Here is an 18,268-nt window from a genome sequence, read left to right as displayed (position 1 = left end):
CCCCGTTCTGAAGAAAATCAGTGATCCGCCGGCAGCGTTTCGTCAACCGGCGGAGGTTCAGCCGCCGAGCGAGCCCTTGGTGGACGGGATTTCGCCCGCCGCCTTCGGATCGATCGCAACGGCGGTGCGCAGCGCCCGCGCCAGGCCCTTGAAGCAGGACTCGGCGATATGGTGGCTGTTATCGCCATATAGGGTCTCGACGTGGAGAGTCACGCCGGCGTTGATGGCGAAGGCCTGGAACCACTCGCGCACCAGCTCGGTGTCGAACTCACCGATCTTGTCGCGGGGGAAGTCGGCCTTGAACACCAGGAACGGGCGGCCCGAGATGTCGATGACCACGCGCGTGAGCGTCTCGTCCATGGGCATGTGCACGCCGGCATAGCGCGTGATGCCCGCCATGTTGCCGAGCGCCTGCTTGACCGCCTGGCCGAGCGCGATGCCGGTGTCTTCGGTGGTATGGTGATGATCAATGTGCAGGTCGCCCACCGCCTTGACCGTGAGGTCGATGCGGGAATGGCGGGCAAGGAGATCGAGCATGTGGTCGAAAAAGCCGATGCCGGTCGCGATGTTGGCCACGCCGGTGCCATCGAGGTTCACGGTGACCTCGATGTCGGTTTCCTTGGTCTTGCGCTTGATCGTCGCGGTGCGCATTGAAAGCTGGCTTTCATCCTAGCTAGGGAGCCGAAAACGGCGGTCTTTTAACAGCCAAATGACGCCTTCGCTACTGCGGGAACGCTGCGGCAGGCCGGCACTTGCGCCTATGGTGAGCGAAATCTAGGGCCGGAACGGCCCGTTGTGCCCGTGGCCCCCACCGCCTAAATCAGGCCGGACAACGAGGATCATTCATGCAGGCTTCCCAGAACAGCTCGCCCGTCTGGCACGGCACCACGATCTTGACGGTCCGCAAGGGCGGCAGGGTGGTGGTCGGAGGCGACGGCCAGGTCTCGATCGGCCAGACCGTCATCAAGTCCAATGCTAAGAAAGTCCGCAAGCTCGGCAAGGGCGACGTCATCGGCGGCTTTGCCGGCGCCACCGCCGACGCCTTCACCCTGTTCGAGCGGCTGGAGTCCAAGCTCGAGCAATATCCGGGGCAACTGACCCGGGCGGCCGTGGAGCTCGCCAAGGACTGGCGCACCGACCGTTACCTGCGGCGGCTGGAGGCGATGATGATCGTCGCCGACAAGGACGTCTCCCTGGTGCTGACGGGCACCGGCGACGTGCTCGAGCCCGAGGCTGGCGTGATGGCGATCGGCTCCGGCGGCAATTACGCGCTGGCCGCGGCTCGGGCCCTGCTCGATACCGACAAGGACGCCGAGACCATCGTCCGCCGCTCCCTCGACATCGCCGCCGACATCTGCGTCTACACCAACCGGAATCTGACCATCGAGAGCCTGGCAACGGGGTAGGGGCTGTGGCCGGACAGCGGAGCTCCGAACTGCCTGCAACCTCTCCCGCTTGCAAGCGGGAGAGGGGGCACAGCACGGCTGTGGTCGCTAGATGATTCAAAGCTACACCTTCCGCCCGATGACCTTGGCCGACATGCCGCTGATCCGGCGCTGGCTGGACGCCCCGCATGTCGCCGAATGGTGGCACGACCCGGAGACGCTCGAATCATCGGCGGCGATCTCGATCACCCCGACCTCGCGCAGTTCATCGTCAGCCACAACGATCGGCCCCTGGCCTATCTGCAGTGCTACCAGCTCGGCGAATGGCACGTCAGCTTCGGTCCGCACCCGGCTGGCACGCGTGGCCTCGACCAGTTCGTCGGCGAGGCTGACATGCTCGGATGCGGTCACGGCTCCGCTTTCATCCGCGCCTTCATCGACCATCTCTTCGCGCGCGGCGTGCCGCGCATCGTGATAGACCCGAGTCCGTCCAATACACGCGCGATTCGTGCCTATGAGAAAGCTGGATTCGTGCCGCAGCACGAAATCGTCACGCCGGATGGTCCCGCGCTCCTGATGATCCGAGACCCATGACGCTCGCCGCAAGCCCCGCCGCCAGGACCGCATTTCCGCCGCTCGCCTGGGTCGGCATCGCGCTGCTGCTGCTGGCGCTGCAGGCCTCGATCCTGCTCTTGATGGGACGCGTGCCGATCTGCACCTGCGGCACCATCAAGCTGTGGCACGGCGTGGTGAACAGCTCGGAGAATTCGCAGCACGTCGCGGACTGGTACACATTCTCGCACGTCCTGCATGGCTTCCTGTTCTACGGCCTGACCTGGCTGCTGTTCGTGCGGCTGCCGTTCCTGCCCTTGTCCTGGCCCGTCCGGCTGATCATCGCCATGCTGATCGAGGGAGCCTGGGAGATCGTCGAGAACTCACCTTTCATCATCGAACGCTATCGCGCCGGCACGATCTCGCTGGATTATTACGGCGACAGCATCGTCAATTCGGTCTCGGACAATCTGGCCATGATCCTGGGGTTCCTTGCCGCCCGCGCGCTGCCTGCCAGTGCGACCGTGCTGCTTGGACTTGCCTTCGAGATGGTGCTGGCGCTCCACATTCGCGACAATCTGACGCTCAACATCCTGATGTTGGTCCATCCGATCGAGGCTGTGAAGCAATGGCAATCCGGGCCCCCGATCATCTGACCCAAAATGCGGCTTGTCCCAGGCCGCCTCCCGCCCTAGCTAAGCAGACATGACAGACTTCTCCCCCCGCGAAATCGTTTCCGAACTCGACCGTTTCATCGTCGGCCAGGGCGACGCCAAGCGCGCCGTCTCGATCGCGCTGCGCAACCGCTGGCGGCGCCAGCAGCTCACCGGCTCGCTTCGCGAGGAGGTGCTGCCGAAGAACATCCTGATGATCGGGCCGACCGGCGTCGGCAAGACCGAGATCGCGCGGCGGCTGGCCAAGCTCGCGAACGCACCGTTCCTGAAGGTGGAAGCGACCAAGTTCACCGAGGTCGGCTATGTCGGGCGCGATGTCGAGCAGATCATCCGCGATCTCGTCGAGGTCGCGATCGCGCAGGTGCGCGAGCGCAAGCGCAAGGACGTGCAGGCGCGCGCCCAGCTTGCCGCCGAGGAGCGCGTGCTCGACGCGCTGGTCGGCGCCAACGCGAGCTCCGCCACGCGCGAATCCTTCCGCAAGAAGCTCCGCGCCGGCGAGCTCAACGACAAGGAAATCGAGATCGAGACGCAGTCGTCCGGCGGCGGCATGCCGATGTTCGAGATTCCGGGCATGCCGGGCGCGCAGATGGGCGCCATCTCGATCGGCGACATCTTCGGCAAGCTCGGCGGCCGCAGCAAGACACGACGGCTGACGGTGGAAAGCTCGCATGAGATCCTGGTGAACGAGGAATCCGACAAGCTGCTGGACACCGAGCAGCTCACGCTGGAGGCCATCAGCGCGGTCGAGAACAACGGGATCGTGTTCCTCGACGAGATCGACAAGATCTGCGCTCGCGACGGCCGCGTCGGCGGCGACGTCTCGCGCGAAGGCGTGCAACGCGACCTCCTGCCTCTGATCGAGGGCACCACGGTCTCGACCAAGCACGGCGCGGTCAAGACCGACCACATCCTGTTTATCGCCTCCGGCGCCTTCCACGTCGCAAAGCCGTCCGACCTGTTGCCGGAATTGCAGGGGCGCCTGCCGATCCGGGTCGAGCTGCAGGCGCTGACCCGCGACGACATGCGCCGCATCCTGACCGAGCCCGAGGCCTCGCTGATCAAGCAATATGTCGCCTTGATGCAGACCGAAGGCGTGACGCTCGACATCACCGACGCCGCGATCGACGCGCTCGCCGACGTCGCGGTCGCCGTCAACTCCACGGTCGAGAACATCGGGGCGCGGCGGCTGCAGACCGTGATGGAGCGGGTGCTGGACGAGATCTCCTTCACCGCTCCGGACCGCAGCGGCGAGACGGTCAAGGTGGATGCCGATTTCGTGCAGAGGCACGTCGGCGACCTCGCCAAGAACGCGGACCTGAGCCGGTTCATTTTGTGATTTGGGACGGTCACGCTATTGATGCGGCGTGACCGTACCCATCGTGCAAAATCCCTGGCGGCTTCTGCTCGCGATCAACGCGGCGGTCATCGTTGGCGTCTTCATCCACAAGATCCAGCTGCCACCTTACGTCCCCTATATCCACCTCCTCGTCGACTATCATTTCGGCTTCATCAAGCGCGCGTTGATCGGCGCAGTGGTCGCGCTATTCACCGACGAGGTGCCGGTCTGGCTGGTGTTCGCGCTCGGCGGGGCGACGTGGCTGGTGACGCTCGGGCTATATGCCAAGCTGTTCCAGAAGACCTTCGGCTTCACCGCAGGAACGCTGCCGCTGTTCGCCTTCACCGCGGGCTCGCCGTTCTTTTTGAAGAACTTCATGCACACGCTCGGCCATTTCGACATCTTTGGCTGCGCGCTGGCGATCGTGCTGCTGCTGATGCCGGCGGGCTCGCTGCTGTTCGTGGCGACGGCCGCGCTGTTCTCTATCGTTCTCGTCCTGATCCACCACATTCATCTCCTGATGTATGTGCCGACGATCGTCACCATCGTCGTGATCAGGCATTATCTCGCCTGCGGCTGCAATCGCAGCAACGTCGCGTTCGGCGCGACCGCGCTCGCCGTCGTGTCAGCACTCTTCTTTGCGGCGCAGTTCCTGGGGACGATGCCGGTCCCCGAAGCGGACTTCGTGGCTTATCTGAAAACCCGGATGGTCGATCCGTCGCGAACCGACCTGCTGCAGTTCAGCTACATCTGGTACCAGCCACTCGCGAAGGAGATCGCCGACACCTGGGGCCGCCTGCCGCACAACAGTCTCGGCGTGCCGGTGTTCGCCCTGCTGATCTGGCTGCACACGCCGCTGTGGCGTTATCTTGCGCGCCTGATCGGCGCGCTCGCGAGCGAGACACACCGCCGCCTCGTCGTCGCGGCGCTGATCGGCATCAGCCTCGCCTATGTCGTGATGTTCGCGATGGTGTTCGACTATTCGCGCTGGATCTCGAACTGGGCGGTCTGCATGTTCCTGATCCTGCATGCGGCGAAGATGCTGCCGGCAAAGCAGGAAGCTGCGCTGATCCCGGCGGAGGACCGGAAGACGAGCATCTTCGGAGTGATCATCACGCTGATCCCGCGCGTCGGAATCATCCGGCCGTTTTAGGCGAGGCTCAGTCGCAACCTCGGGGAAGGTGCGCTCCCCCGCGTGCAGGAGAGGGTCGGGGAGAGGGCTTTCTCCGCGATCAGAACCCCGAGGGGAGAGAACCCTCACCCGCCGCGCTTCGCGCGACGGCCTCTCCCGCAAGCGGGAGAGGCGAGAGAGCCCGGAGAGCTCGGCTCATTCCTAAATCCTCGCCCGCCGGATCCGCACATACAGCGCGCCCTCGCCGCCATGGCCGATCGCGGCTTGCTCGAAGCCGACGACGAAGGCGCGGAATTCCGGCAGGCTGAGCCATTCCGGCACCTGACGGCGCAGCACGCCGCTTTCGCCGCCGCTGCGGCCCTTGCCGGTGATGACGAGCACGAAGGTCAGGCCATCATGATGGGCGCGGTGGAGAAAGCCGGACAAGGCGCGATGGGCACGCATCTGCGTCATGCCGTGCAGATCGAGCCGCGCCTCGATCTCGCTGCGGCCGCGCGACAGCCGTGTCCGCTCGCGCTTGCCGATCGGCGCAAGCGGCGGGACAGACGGTTTTGGCAGGCGCGGCGCCGGGGCAGCGGCGACCGACCGTGGCGACGACGCGGATCGCATGGCAGGCGCGGTGGGCGGCAATTCGGCGCGCGGCGCGGCATGCGCCTTTGCAGCGCGGTGCTTCTTCAGCGGCTTGACCTGCTTTGCCACGAGGTCCCACAGCTCGCGATCCTCCTCGCTCAGCGCGCGGCGACGCGGCGAGGGGCGAGGCTCCAGCGCGGGCGGACGGGACGACCGTTTCATTGCTGCCGATGCGGGCGATTCTTCACGGGCCGGCGCGGCTCTGGAGCCGACTCGATGGCGGGACGCGGCACCGGTAGCGGGACGGGACCGGCGATGGCAACCGTTTCGTTCTTGTCTTGGGACCCGGCGGCCGCAGGCGTTGCCGCCTTGGCCGGGAGGGTTTGCGGAAACAGCTTCGCAATCTTCTCGGAGGGCCGGGGGTCCGGGACCGGCAGCTTCGCGGCGCGCGGGGCAGGATCGAGGCTCTTCGGCACCAGCATCACGAATTGCATGGGATGGCGCAGCCGGCCGGAAATGCGGCCGGCTTCCGCGCCGGCGCCGAAAAACAGATCGGCGCGCGCGGGCCCGATGATGGCGGAGCCAGTGTCCTGCGCGATCATCAGCCGGCGGAACGGGGTCTTGGCGCGGTCGGACTCGATCGGCAGCTCGCCCTCGATGAAGAACGGCGTGCCGTAAACGTGCAGCGCCTTATCGACCGCGATCGAGCGTCCCGCCGTCAGCGGAATGCCCTGCGCGCCCACCGCCTCGTCCTTGTCGGACAGGTTGACCTCGCGGAAGAAGATGTAGGCGCGGTTGGCGCGGCGCAGCTCCTTGGCGCCGTCAGGGTTTTGCGCCATCCATTCCCTGATCCTCTGCATCGACATCTCCTCTTTCGGGATGATGCCGCGCTCGATCAGGATGCGGCCGACGGCCGTGTAGGGATAACCGTTATAGGCATCGTAATTGAGCCGAACCGAGCTGCCGTCTTCGAACCTGATCCGCGCCGAGCCCTGGATCTGGGCGAACAGGAGATCGGTCGGGTCCTTCAGCCAGGCAATCTCCAGCCCGCGGCCGGCGATCTTGCCGTCCTCGATCTCGCCGCGGTCGTAGTACGGCACCAGCTTGCGGCGGCCGATCTTGCGATAGACCGGGCCCTTGTTGGGCAGGCTGAGCGAATCCTGCTTGTAGCCGCGCACGAACAGATTGGATGGACGGCGATAGACCGGCACGTTGTAGACGTCGGTCTGGGTGCGCGATCCCTCCAGCACCGGCTCGTAATAGCCGGTGACGAAACCATCCGGCTCGCCGAGGCGCGAGATCCGTACCGGTGCGAAATTCTCCTCGAAGAAGGTCTTCGCTTTGGCATCGTCGGCGAGGTCGAGCGTTTTGGCAGCCCGGCAAGGCTCGCCGAGCGAGTTGCCCAAAGCCTTGGGCTCGGCCGCGCCGTTCTGCGCGTTGATCGGGCGGCAGCTGGCGCGGAAGGTCTTGTAGGCGGCGAGATGATTGTCGTCGTCCCAACCCTTCACGTCCGTCCAGGCCAGCGGCAGATATTGCGCGCCGGGAATCTCCAACGGCAGGGGCAGCTGCGGATAGGGCAAGGCCCGCGGCGGAGCGGCGGGCATTCGCGGAAGATGATGGTGATGGTGATGGCTGCGATGGTGGCGACGCGCCGCCTCGGCGCCGAGCGAAAATGCTGACAGCGCGACAGCACCTGCGCAAAGCGCCGTCGCGCTGGTCTTCAGAAAGATCTTAATTCGCGCTTCCGGTGCCAACCAGCTTCCAGTTCGGATCGCGAGAGGAGGTGTCGCGGGCGAAAGTCCAGATGTCGGTGATGTCGGCGACCGTGTCGGCGCTGCCGTCCACGATGTTGCCGGCCTTGTCGCGGGTGGCCGAGATCATCTGCGAAACGAAGCGCACGGTGAGCTGGGCAGTGCGGTCGCGCATCTCGGCGCCGACGAGCTCGGCCTTGTCGATCGAGACGAAGCGCGTCTCCGTCTTCTGCTCGTTCTTCTCGCGTTCCTTGATCGCGGCGTCGAAGCTTTCATAGACGTCCGGCGACAGCAGGTCGCGGAGCGCGCGGCGGTCGCCATTGGCGAAGGCCAGCACGATCATCTCATAGGCGCCGCGGGCACCCGAGATGAAATGGCGCGGATCGAAGCTGGAATCCCTCTCGACGATGGCGTCGAGGCCCTGTGCCAGCGCAGTACCCGGCTCGGCCAGCCCCTTCCACCGATCGGCGGGCGGGGTCGGCTCGGCCGTTGGCGCCAGCGGGGCCTGATCGATCACCTTGCCCGGCATGGTCACGACGTTGTTGTCCTGGGCACCCCCCAGCGCATTGCGGGCGGCGGTACGATCGAACGGTGGCCGTTCGTTGCCGGTGCGCTGCCCCAGCACGCTACGCAGTCTCAGAAAGATAAAGACTGCCAGCGCCAGGAATATGATGGTGTAGATGTCCACGTCGTATTCGCTTTCTGGTCTTTTCAGGGCTCGCTGCCGGGAAAATCAATCCGGCCAGTAGACCGTTCCCTACGGAAACGGCAAGTCCACATCACCATTTTGGATCCACGTCAGGTCCGTGGGATGTAGGCACGAAATCTTGCTCGGCCAATGGCGCCTTTTGGCACAGCACCAAGTCTAGCGCGTTTTATGCTTAAGGGGAAACCCGATCCTGAGCGGAAATCGCGCATCTTCAAACGTTTAGGGCACAATTTCGCGGAAAGGGCACGACGAGCGTCCAAGTTACGGGCGCGGCCCCGACCCTCACATCCGGGACCGTTCGTCCTTGTGGAACGAGGCGGCCCTATGTTAGCCAACCGCCGCGAAATTCAGCCCCAATCGGGTAAGGAGAGACTTTCATGACCAACGGTAACGGCACCCCTCCCGAGGCGGCCCAGGCTCCCCAGCTCAATGTGCTGGCGCAATACACTAAGGACCTCTCATTCGAAAATCCCAACGCGCCGAGCTCGCTCCAGCAGCAGAACCAGCCGCCGCAGATCAATATCCAGATCAACGTCAGCGCCAACAATCTCAGCGAACAGGAGTTCGAGGTGACGTTGTCGATCGAGGGCAAGGCCGAGGCCGCGGCCAAGGTGATGTTCTCCTTCGAGCTCGCCTATGCCGGCGTGTTCCGGATCGCCAACGTGCCGAAGGAGAACCTGCACCCGCTGGTCATGATCGAGTGCCCGCGCCTCTTGTTCCCGTTTGCACGCGAGATCATCGCGACCGCGGTGCGGGACGGCGGGTTCCCGCCGCTGATGCTGGACCCGGTCGACTTCGTCGGTCTCTATCGCCAGAACATGGAGCGGCAAATGGCCGCTCAGGGTCAAGCCGGTCAGGCCTGAGCGGCGACCGCCGCGGCTGGAGCGGGCAGGTACTCGTTCCAGATCGCCTTGTCGCCGAGGGTTGCGATGAAGGCCCGATGGGCTTCGCGCTCGGCTTCCGTAATGCGCGGCGCGAGCGGCACCAGACGCTGCCGCCGCGGCGCATCGCCCGCGCTGGCGACCCGGATCTCCTCGCCTTCCGCAGCCAGCAGCAGCTGCGACTGCCGCGCCCCGACCAGATCGACATAGACTTCAGCCAGCAGCTCGGCGTCCAGCAGCGCACCGTGCTTGGTGCGGTGCGAATTGTCGATCGCATAGCGCGAGCAGAGATCGTCGAGCCGGTTGGACACGCCGGGATGCTTGCGCCGCGCCAACAGCAGCGTGTCCACCAGCCGCTCGCGCGGGATTGCGGCACGCTTGATGCGGTCAAGCTCGGCATTGATGAAGGCGATGTCGAACGAGGCGTTGTGGATCACCAGCGGCGCGTCGCCGATGAACTCCAGAAACTCGTCGGCAATCTCGTGGAATAGCGGCTTCGTCGCCAGGAATTCGGACGATAATCCGTGCACCGCGAAGGCTTCCGCCGGCATGTCCCGTTCAGGGTTGATGTAGACGTGGAAGCTCTGTCCCGTCGGCATGCGGTTGAAGATCTCGACGCAGCCGATTTCGACCAGGCGATCGCCGCGGAGCGGATCGAGGCCGGTGGTTTCGGTATCGAGGACGATTTCGCGCATGTCTTTAGGAAGCCGTGTGCCGCGGCGCGAATCAGGCTCGCCGCTGCGGCATCTTAACGACCTCCGCCAGGATGTGCGCGATCTGCGCCCGCACCGGTTCAAGTCCGTGTGAGCTATCCACCACGAAATCGGCGCGCTTTCGCTTCTCGGCGTCCGGCATCTGCTTGGCGATGATGGCGTCCAGCTTTGCCTCGTCCATCGTCCCGCGCGCGAGCACCCGCTGACGCTGGAGTTCGGGCGAGGTGGAGACCACGACGACGGCGTCGACCCGCTTCTCTCCGCCGGTCTCGAACAGCAGCGGGATGTCCAGCACCACGACCGGCGCGTTGGCGGTCTCGGCATCGGCGAAGAATTTCTGCCTGGAAGCACCCAGCATCGGATGAACGATCTGCTCGAGCTGCTTGATCGCGGCGGGATCATGGACGACGCGCGCCGACAGTTTTTGTCGGTCGACCTTGCCGTTCGCGGTGGTGCCGGGGAAAGCGGCCTCGATCGCGGGCGCCGCCTCACCCTCATAGAGCTGATGGACAGCGGCATCGGCATCGTAGACGGGGACGCCGGCCTCTGCGAATAATTTCGCGGTGGTCGATTTCCCCATCCCGATCGAGCCGGTCAGTCCGAGAATCCGCATCAGCTTCCAGCCATCTCAATCATTCACACCGCAACTAGCCGTTCGCGGCGCAGGAACGCAAGCAGCGGCAGCAGCGGCAGGCCGAGAATGGTGAAATGATCGCCCTCGATCCGTTCGAACAGGTGGATGCCGAGACTTTCGAGCTGATACGCCCCAACACTGGTCGTGACGGCATCGCCGGCAGCGTCGAGATAAGCCGAAAGCTCGGCATCGGTCATCTCTCGCATACTCATGCGGGCGACCGAGACATCCTCGAAAACGATCGTGCCGTCACGCGCGACGGCCACAGCGGCATTCAGCTCGTGGGTCTTTCCGGCAAGATCGCGCAATTGCGCCAGCGCTTGTGCGCGGCCCGAAGGCTTGTTGAAGAGACGCGTTCCAAGAGCCAGCGTCTGATCGGCGCCGATCACGTAGCTCCCGGGATGACCCGCCGAAACCGCCTTGGCTTTCTCGCCCGCCAGCAGCAGGCCAATCTCGCGCGGGTTCGACAGCCTGGACGCAGCTTGAATGCCGCGCTCGTCGATATCAGCCGTGATCGCCTTGAATTCGAGGCCAGCATTGCCCAGCAGCATCTTGCGAGCGCTGCTCTGCGAGGCCAGGATCAACGGAGATGTGCCGCGCCACAGACCCATCGCCGACCCTTACTCGGAGGGCCGGTTGCGCTGGCGATCACTGTAGAGCTTCATGATCGCCGCCGCAGTCTCCTCGATCGAGCGGCGCGTGACATCCAGCAACGGCCAGTCGTGCTTGGCACTCAGCTTGCGCGCGAACGCGACCTCCTCGGTAACCGACTGCTTGTCGGTATAAGTGTCGCTGCCGGAATCGGCGCCCATGGAAAGCAGGCGATTCTGCCTGATCTGGATCAGGCGTTCCGGCGTCGCATGCAGGCTGACCACCAGCGGTCGCGTCAATGTTTCCAGTTGCGAGGGTACCGGAATGCCTGGAACCAGGGGCACGTTGGCAGTGCGAATGCCGCGATTGGCAAGATAGATCGATGTCGGCGTCTTCGAGGTGCGGGACACACCGACCAACACCACGTCGGCCTCGTCGAGACCTTCGACATGCTGACCATCGTCATGGATCATCGTGTAATTCAAAGCGTCGATCCGCTTGAAATATTCCGCATTGAGGACGTGCTGGGCGCCCACACGACCGGTGGTCGCGGCCCCGAGATAGGCTTCGAACAGCTGCATGACCGGGCCGATGATCGACAGGCTGGGAACATTGATCTCCTTGCACTTGTCCTCGAGCCTGGAGACCAGATCCTTCTCGAGCAGCGTGAACAGGACGATCCCCGGCGCCTCCTCTATCTCATCGAGCACGCGGTCGAGCTGCTTCTGGCTGCGCACCAGCGGATAAACATGCTCGACCGGCGTCACGTTGGCGTACTGGGCCGCAACCGCCCGCGCCACGGTGATGAGCGTCTCTCCCGTGGAGTCCGAGACCAGATGCAGATGGAAATAATTGTTCGAGGTCGGCACAAAAACCCTTTGAATTTCGTTGGGGTGGTTTGTGGATTTCTGTGGAGCTTAACCCCTCGTAAAGGGATGTGCGACACCAGGGGCGGGACAACGGCCAATTTTCTTCACACCGCTGCCCATCGGAACAAGTTCGGCGCCCTGCCGAGATGGAAGCGGGATTGCGCGGACAACTCTCTTGACAAGCTGCCGACAGGCGGGAGCAAGGTCTTGAGTCCGACCGGCTTATCGGAAATCGCCGGCGCGATCCGGGATATGTGGATGGATGTGAAAAAGCACGCGTGAACTCGCGGATGGAATTGCATGAGTCCAATCCACGGTCACATAGACTCAAACCTTAAGAATCTAAGATTCTAGATTTGAGGAAGGCCCTTGGGATGGATATGTGTGCGGGGTGAGACCTTAACGAGTTCTTACTATCCCCAGCGTTCTCCGAGCTGGCATCAATCCGGGCACAGAAAATGTTCGAAGACGTCTATCTCTGGATCAAGGCGCTGCACGTGATCGCGGTCATCGCCTGGATGGCCGGCATGCTCTATCTGCCGCGGCTGTTCGTCTACCATTGCGAGGCCGAGATCGGCTCGAAGCAGTCGGAGACGTTCAAGATTATGGAGCGTCGGCTGCTGAAGGCGATCATCAACCCCGCGATGATCGTCACCTGGCTTGCCGGGCTCTATCTCGCCTGGTCCGGCCATTGGTTCTCGTTCGGCTGGCTGCACGTAAAACTGGCACTGGTCCTCGCGCTGTCCGCGGTTCACGGCTTTTTTTCGCGCTGGCTGAAGGATTTCGCCGCCGACCGTCGCCCGCGAAGCCAGAAATTCTATCGAATAATCAATGAGGTGCCGACTGTTCTGATGATTTTCATCGTCATCATGGTGATCGTGAAGCCGTTCTAGGCGACACGCGCGACGATTAGCTCAGCGCTTCGGCTTGCGGAGCGGGGAGCGATTTTCTATATTGTCGACATCCCACCCAACGCAGGCGGATGTGGTTGTGTCCGAGCTTTCCAGAGGCCGGACACCGCATCAGGTTTGAAGCCTCACCGGCGCTCACCTTGCCAGACCTGCGGACCTTACCTGCACCTGCTCGCGTCCGCATTTCAGAGCCTCCTCGCACCCCCCTCTTTTCAGGTTACCCCACAGGACCATCCCAATGCGGGAAATTAAACTTCAGGACCTCAAGTCGAAGACCCCGGCTGAGCTTGTCTCGTTCGCGGAAGAGAATGGGGTCGAGAACGCCAGCACCATGCGCAAGCAGGAGCTGCTGTTCGCCATCCTCAAGCAGCTTTCGCTGGCCGAGACCGATATCGTCGGCGAGGGCGTCGTCGAGGTTCTCTCCGACGGTTTCGGCTTCCTCCGCTCGCCCGACGCGAATTATCTGCCCGGCCCGGACGACATCTACGTTTCGCCCTCGCAGATCCGCCGCTTCGGCCTGCGCACCGGCGACACCATCGAAGGCCATATCCGCAGCCCGAAAGAGGGCGAGCGCTATTTCGCGCTGCTGAAGGTCAACACGCTCAACTTCGAGGACCCGGAAAAGGCCAAGCACAAGGTCAATTTCGACAACCTCACGCCGCTGTTTCCGAATCAGCGTTTTCGCATGGAGATCGATGATCCCACGAGGAAAGACCTGTCTGCCCGCGTGATCGACATCGTCGCACCGATCGGCAAGGGCCAGCGCGCTCTGATCGTGGCGCCGCCGCGCACCGGCAAGACCGTGCTGATGCAGAACATCGCGCATTCGATCACGCATAACCATCCCGAATGCTATCTGATCGTGCTGCTGATCGACGAGCGTCCGGAAGAAGTCACGGACATGCAGCGCTCGGTGAAGGGCGAGGTCGTGTCCTCGACCTTCGACGAGCCGGCGGTGCGTCACGTCCAGGTCGCCGAGATGGTGATCGAAAAAGCAAAACGCCTGGTCGAGCATGGCCGCGACGTCGTGATCCTGCTCGATTCGATCACGCGCCTCGGCCGTGCTTACAACACCGTGGTGCCGTCGTCGGGCAAGGTGCTGACCGGCGGTGTCGATGCAAACGCGCTGCAGCGCCCGAAGCGGTTCTTCGGTGCGGCCCGCAACATCGAGGAGGGCGGCTCGCTGACCATCATCGCGACCGCGCTGGTCGATACCGGCAGCCGCATGGACGAAGTCATCTTCGAAGAGTTCAAGGGCACCGGCAACTCGGAACTGATCCTGGACCGCAAGGTCTCGGACAAGCGCACCTTCCCGGCGATCGACATCTCGCGCTCCGGCACCCGCAAGGAGGAGCTCATCACCGATCCGCAGGTGCTCAAGAAGATGTACGTTCTCCGCCGCATCCTCAATCCGATGGGCACGATGGACGCGATCGACTTCCTGCTCGACAAGCTGCGCTCGACCAAGAGCAATTCGGAGTTCTTCGATTCCATGAACACCTGAGTGCAGTGCAGCATATCCGAGGGCGCCTCCGGGCGCCCTTTTTGCTGCGCGCTCTGCTGCAGCAATCATGCAGCACGAAGGACGGGGTAAGTAGGTCTGGTTATGCTGCACTGCAATAAATGCATGCTGCGGCAACTGCTCTGGATGATCTCAGGTCGGAGATTTGCCTTTTCATCGAGAGGCGGACAAATAGGCCATGCATCCGCGTGACCAGACGATCTTTGCGCTCTCATCCGGGCGGGCGCCCAGCGCGATCGCGGTGGTACGCGTCTCGGGCGCACAAGCTGGCTCGGTGTTGACGACGCTTGCTGGCAACCCGCCGCCGCCGCGACAGGCGAGCCGGAGGTTGCTTCGGGGCGGTTCGGGCCAGCCGATCGACGATGCCGTCGTGCTCTGGTTTCCGGGACCGGCAAGTGCGACCGGCGAGGACGTCGCCGAATTTCATGTTCATGGCGGACGCGCGGTGCTCGCGGCGCTCCTCGGCGAGATTTGCAAAATTCCGAATACGAGGGCGGCTGAGCCTGGAGAGTTCACGCGGCGTGCCTTCGAGAACGGAAAGCTCGATCTGACCGAGGCCGAGGGCCTCGATGACCTCATCCATGCCGACACCGATCGCCAGCGCCGCCAGGCGCTGCGCCAGCTGCAGGGCCTCCTCGGCAATCGCGCGCGTGACTGGCGCGAGCGCATCATCGAGGCCTCGGCGCTGATCGAGGCGGGCATCGATTTTTCCGATGAGGGCGATGTGCCCGCCGAGTTGAGGGCCCCGGCGGTCAAGGCGATCAAGGCGCTGCATGACGAAATCGCAGAAGTGCTTGCGACGCAGGGACATTCTGAACGCTTGCGCGAAGGCCTTGTGGTTGCCATCGCCGGCGAGCCGAATGTCGGCAAGTCGACGCTGATCAACCAGCTCGCGCGTCGTGAGGTTGCGATCGTCTCGCCGTATGCCGGCACGACGCGCGACGTCATCGAGGTGCAGCTCGACCTCGACGGCTATCCCGTCACGGTGATCGATACCGCCGGCATCCGCGAGACCGATGATCCCGTCGAGCAGGAAGGTGTGCGCCGGGCGCGGGCGCGGGCCGCGGACGCCGATCTCGTGCTGTGGCTGGTGGAGGGGGGGCGAGCGGTCGATCCGGACGCGATGCGCCCGCTTCGGAGATCCGGCGCCGATGATCCGTCGTCCGGCGGCGCGGTCTGGATCGTCCGCAACAAGATCGATCTCGGCAGGAACCAAGGCGCCATCGCACCGGGTGAGTTCGCTATCTCCGCCAGTCGAGGCGACGGCATCGCCGAGCTGGTCGAAGCCCTCGTGAAATTCGCCGCCAGATTCTTCGGAATGAGCGAGGGCGCATTGGTCACCCGGGCGCGTCAGCGCGATCTTCTGCAGCAGGCGCTAGACAGCTTGCACCGCAGTCTGGACCTTGTAGAACACGGCGAGGAGCTCGCGGCCGAAGAGCTGCGGGCCGCCGCTTTTGCCTTGGGCCGGCTCTTAGGCCGGGTGGATGTCGAAGACGTCCTTGGCGCCATCTTCCAGAAGTTCTGTATCGGAAAGTAGCGCTAGGTCTTCACTCTAGATTAGCCCTTGTTCCATTTCTTGTGTTTCACGTGAAACGTGGGGGTTTCGTTTCACGTGCTAGGTGGAACGCCGTCATCTTGCCAACCGGGGCGGCTCTGTTTCACGTGAAACACGAGGATGTGGTCTGCAATCGACTTGAGGAGATCGACTGGCCTAGGTGGCATCGGCAGCGCTCCATTCACTCCTCGATGCTCGTCATTGCGCGCAGCCTTTGCGAGAAAGCAGTCCAGCTTCTCGGTGCGGAGGATCGGAGGATCCGGATTGCTTCGCTGCGCTCGCAATGACGCCCTCTTTCGTTTCACGTGAAACACCGGGTTTCCCGAGGCTCCCTCTACTGTGCATGGGGTTGTTTTCGCGAAAACATCCGCCACCCGCGTGGCTCGTGTTTCACGTGAAACAGCCGCTTCCAGTTTCCGCTTCCCGCTTTTCCGCCCCTGAGCTAGAAGTCCCCTATGCGAACAGAGCGAGCAAGTTTCGACGTCATCGTGATTGGCGGCGGCCACGCCGGCTGTGAAGCTGCGGCCGCTTCGGCCCGGATGGGCGCCTTGACCGCTCTGGTAACGCATCGTTTCTCCACCGTTGGCGCAATGTCCTGCAATCCGGCCATCGGCGGCCTGGGCAAGGGGCATCTGGTCCGCGAAGTTGATGCGCTCGATGGTCTGATGGGCCGTGTCGGTGACGCCGGCGGCATCCAGTTCAGGGTGCTCAACCGCCGGAAGGGTCCGGCCGTCCGCGGTCCCCGGGCCCAGGCGGACAGAAAGCTTTATGCGGCTGCCATGCAAGCCGCCATCTTGGAGACCGAGGGTCTTTCCGTCATTGAGGGGGAAGCCGACGAGCTGATTACGGCCGACGGCCGGGTGACCGGACTGCGCCTGGCTGATGGCCGCGAGCTCCGGGCAGGGGCCGTCGTAGTCACCACAGGGACCTTCCTCCGCGGTCTGATCCATCTGGGAGAAAAGAACTGGCCCGCAGGTCGGGTTGGCGAGGCGCCGGCGATGGGTCTTTCCGGCTCCTTTGAGCGCGCCGGCTTTACACTCGGACGCCTCAAGACCGGGACGCCGCCGCGCCTCGACGGCACCACGATCGACTGGTCTGCAGTCGAGATGCAGCCCGGAGACGATCCGCCAGAGCCGTTCTCGGTGATGACCGAACGGATCACGACCCCGCAAATCCAGTGTGGCATCACCCGGACCACAACCGTCACCCACGAGGTGATCAGGGCCAATGTGCATCGATCCCCGATGTATTCCGGGCAGATCAAGAGCTCCGGTCCGCGCTATTGTCCTTCGATCGAGGACAAGATCGTCCGCTTTGGCGATCGGGATGGCCATCAGATCTTCCTGGAGCCGGAAGGGCTCGACGAAAGCACGGTCTATCCCAACGGCATCTCGACATCGCTTCCCGAGGAAGTTCAGCTCGCGATCCTCGCCAGCATTCCCGGTCTGGAGCGGGTGAAGATGGTCCGCCCGGGCTATGCCATCGAGTACGACCACATCGATCCCCGCGAGCTCGATCCGACCCTGCAGACCAAGCGGCTGCGCGGCCTGTTCCTGGCCGGGCAGATCAATGGCACCACCGGGTACGAGGAGGCCGCCGGGCAGGGCATCGTGGCCGGCCTGAATGCGGCCTTGTCCGCCAGTGGGGCCGCGCTGACGGTGTTCGACCGGGCTGACGGCTATCTTGGCGTGATGATCGATGACCTCGTCACCCGCGGGATCAGTGAGCCCTATCGGATGTTCACCTCCAGGGCCGAGTATCGTTTGACGCTACGGGCCGACAATGCGGACCAGCGTCTGACAGAGAAGGGCATCGCCTTGGGATGTGTCGGCAGGGCTCGAACCCGGCACCACCGCACCAAGATGGACGCCCTGAATGCGGCCCGAGCACTGTCGAAGTCTCTGACCATCACCCCGAACGAGGCAATCAAGCACGGCCTTTCACTCAATCGGGACGGCCAACGCCGCTCCGCCTTCGAGCTGATGGCGTATCCCGAGATCGGCTGGAGCCAAGTCCGCGCGATCTGGCCGGAGCTGGCCGCGGTTGATCCGGTTATCGCCACGCATCTCGAGATCGACGCCAAGTACGACGTCTATCTGGAGCGCCAGAGTGCGGACGTTGAGGCCTTCCGGCGCGACGAGGGGTTGGTTCTGTCGGAGGTCGATTACCAGATGGTCCCCGGTCTCTCCAACGAGGTCCGTGCCAAGCTGGAGAAGGCGCGCCCGTTCACGGTCGGCCAAGCTGGCCGCATCGATGGTATGACGCCGGCGGCGCTCGGTATCCTTGCGGCGTATCTCCGCCGTGAAGCTCGGAAGAATTCCAAGGCAATCGCATAGGCGTTTCACGTGAAACAGCGCGGACCGGGTGGGGAACGACCGCTCTCGCGGCGGCCAACGGCAGGCGAGGGCGCCGGTGGGCACGCTGAGCCAGGACCGCCCAGACCGAAGATCGAGAAGGCCAGCGCCAACGATCGATCGCTCGAC

17 protein-coding genes and 1 pseudogene are annotated in these 18,268 nt (G+C 63.8%); 10 read left to right on the top strand and 8 right to left on the bottom strand.

What is annotated here, in order from left to right; all coding sequences use genetic code 11:
* Nucleotides 1–57: 57 nt before the first annotated feature.
* Nucleotides 58–651, bottom strand: coding sequence for an imidazoleglycerol-phosphate dehydratase HisB (gene hisB / locus K408_RS0111300; protein WP_024338685.1), 594 nt, complete (start codon nt 649–651; stop codon nt 58–60).
* 194 nt (nt 652–845) lie between these two features.
* Here hisB and hslV point away from each other — a divergent pair, with 194 nt between their 5' ends.
* From hslV to K408_RS0111275, 5 genes and pseudogenes are all read left to right on the top strand, one after another.
* Nucleotides 846–1,406 (top strand): ATP-dependent protease subunit HslV, encoded by a 561-nt coding sequence (gene hslV / locus K408_RS0111295; RefSeq protein ID WP_024338686.1) that lies wholly within the window; start codon nt 846–848, stop codon nt 1,404–1,406.
* 91 nt (nt 1,407–1,497) lie between these two features.
* Nucleotides 1,498–1,979: pseudogene (locus K408_RS37940) on the top strand (GNAT family N-acetyltransferase).
* Nucleotides 1,976–2,593 carry a DUF2585 domain-containing protein gene (locus tag K408_RS0111285; protein ID WP_024338687.1) on the top strand — a complete coding sequence of 206 codons (618 nt, stop codon included), beginning with the start codon at nt 1,976–1,978 and terminating at the stop codon, nt 2,591–2,593. Before K408_RS37940 ends, K408_RS0111285 begins: the two are co-directional and overlap by 4 nt.
* 49 nt (nt 2,594–2,642) lie before the next feature.
* On the top strand, nt 2,643–3,947 hold the full coding sequence (gene hslU, locus K408_RS0111280; RefSeq protein WP_024338688.1) for an ATP-dependent protease ATPase subunit HslU: 1,305 nt from the start codon (nt 2,643–2,645) through the stop codon (nt 3,945–3,947).
* A 28-nt stretch (nt 3,948–3,975) separates the two neighbouring features.
* A complete protein-coding gene (locus K408_RS0111275) occupies nt 3,976–5,100 on the top strand; it encodes a hypothetical protein (RefSeq protein WP_024338689.1) in 1,125 nt (374 codons plus the stop codon).
* A 180-nt stretch (nt 5,101–5,280) separates the two neighbouring features.
* Here K408_RS0111275 and K408_RS0111270 read toward each other — a convergent pair whose 3' ends face one another.
* From K408_RS0111270 to K408_RS0111260, 3 genes are read right to left on the bottom strand one after another with little or no spacing between them, the layout of a single operon-like run.
* Entirely contained in the window at nt 5,281–5,871 is a 591-nt protein-coding gene (locus K408_RS0111270) for a Smr/MutS family protein (protein ID WP_024338690.1), read from the bottom strand.
* Complete coding sequence (mltA, locus tag K408_RS0111265; RefSeq protein WP_024338691.1) at nt 5,868–7,403, bottom strand: murein transglycosylase A; 1,536 nt, start codon at nt 7,401–7,403, stop codon at nt 5,868–5,870. The genes K408_RS0111270 and mltA overlap by 4 nt, the downstream gene beginning before the upstream one ends.
* Nucleotides 7,381–8,088, bottom strand: coding sequence for a Tim44/TimA family putative adaptor protein (locus tag K408_RS0111260; protein ID WP_024338692.1), 708 nt, complete (start codon nt 8,086–8,088; stop codon nt 7,381–7,383). The genes mltA and K408_RS0111260 overlap by 23 nt, the downstream gene beginning before the upstream one ends.
* A gap of 398 nt (nt 8,089–8,486) precedes the next feature.
* On the opposite strand from K408_RS0111260, the gene secB reads away from it, so the two are divergent.
* Nucleotides 8,487–8,972, top strand: coding sequence for a protein-export chaperone SecB (gene secB, locus K408_RS0111255; RefSeq protein ID WP_024338693.1), 486 nt, complete (start codon nt 8,487–8,489; stop codon nt 8,970–8,972).
* Here the strand turns inward: secB and dnaQ are convergent.
* From dnaQ to K408_RS0111235, 4 genes are read right to left on the bottom strand one after another with little or no spacing between them, the layout of a single operon-like run.
* Entirely contained in the window at nt 8,963–9,685 is a 723-nt protein-coding gene (dnaQ, locus tag K408_RS0111250) for a DNA polymerase III subunit epsilon (protein WP_024338694.1), read from the bottom strand. The genes secB and dnaQ overlap by 10 nt on opposite strands.
* Before the next feature lie 31 nt (nt 9,686–9,716).
* Nucleotides 9,717–10,316 carry a dephospho-CoA kinase gene (gene coaE / locus K408_RS0111245; RefSeq protein ID WP_024338695.1) on the bottom strand — a complete coding sequence of 200 codons (600 nt, stop codon included), beginning with the start codon at nt 10,314–10,316 and terminating at the stop codon, nt 9,717–9,719.
* A 23-nt stretch (nt 10,317–10,339) separates the two neighbouring features.
* Nucleotides 10,340–10,948, bottom strand: coding sequence for a Maf family protein (locus tag K408_RS0111240; protein WP_024338696.1), 609 nt, complete (start codon nt 10,946–10,948; stop codon nt 10,340–10,342).
* Between the two features lie 9 nt (nt 10,949–10,957).
* A complete protein-coding gene (locus tag K408_RS0111235; protein ID WP_024338697.1) occupies nt 10,958–11,797 on the bottom strand; it encodes a pyruvate, water dikinase regulatory protein in 840 nt (279 codons plus the stop codon).
* Between the two features lie 458 nt (nt 11,798–12,255).
* On the opposite strand from K408_RS0111235, the gene hemJ reads away from it, so the two are divergent.
* The 4 genes from hemJ (at nt 12,256) to mnmG (ending at nt 18,121) form a co-directional block, all read left to right on the top strand.
* On the top strand, nt 12,256–12,690 hold the full coding sequence (gene hemJ, locus K408_RS0111225) for a protoporphyrinogen oxidase HemJ (RefSeq protein ID WP_024338699.1): 435 nt from the start codon (nt 12,256–12,258) through the stop codon (nt 12,688–12,690).
* Nucleotides 12,691–12,946: 256 nt separating this feature from the next.
* Nucleotides 12,947–14,212 carry a transcription termination factor Rho gene (gene rho / locus K408_RS0111220; protein WP_011083462.1) on the top strand — a complete coding sequence of 422 codons (1,266 nt, stop codon included), beginning with the start codon at nt 12,947–12,949 and terminating at the stop codon, nt 14,210–14,212.
* A gap of 196 nt (nt 14,213–14,408) precedes the next feature.
* Nucleotides 14,409–15,767 (top strand): tRNA uridine-5-carboxymethylaminomethyl(34) synthesis GTPase MnmE, encoded by a 1,359-nt coding sequence (gene mnmE / locus K408_RS0111215; protein WP_024338700.1) that lies wholly within the window; start codon nt 14,409–14,411, stop codon nt 15,765–15,767.
* Nucleotides 15,768–16,240: 473 nt separating this feature from the next.
* Nucleotides 16,241–18,121 (top strand): tRNA uridine-5-carboxymethylaminomethyl(34) synthesis enzyme MnmG, encoded by a 1,881-nt coding sequence (gene mnmG, locus K408_RS0111210; protein WP_024338701.1) that lies wholly within the window; start codon nt 16,241–16,243, stop codon nt 18,119–18,121.
* Nucleotides 18,122–18,268 lie beyond the last annotated feature (147 nt).

It is taken from the genome of Bradyrhizobium sp. in8p8 (assembly GCF_000426845.1).
Lineage (GTDB): Bacteria > Pseudomonadota > Alphaproteobacteria > Rhizobiales > Xanthobacteraceae > Bradyrhizobium > Bradyrhizobium japonicum_C.
Note: the sequence above shows the minus strand (reverse complement) of the source record. Positions and strands in the feature narration are given on the sequence as shown.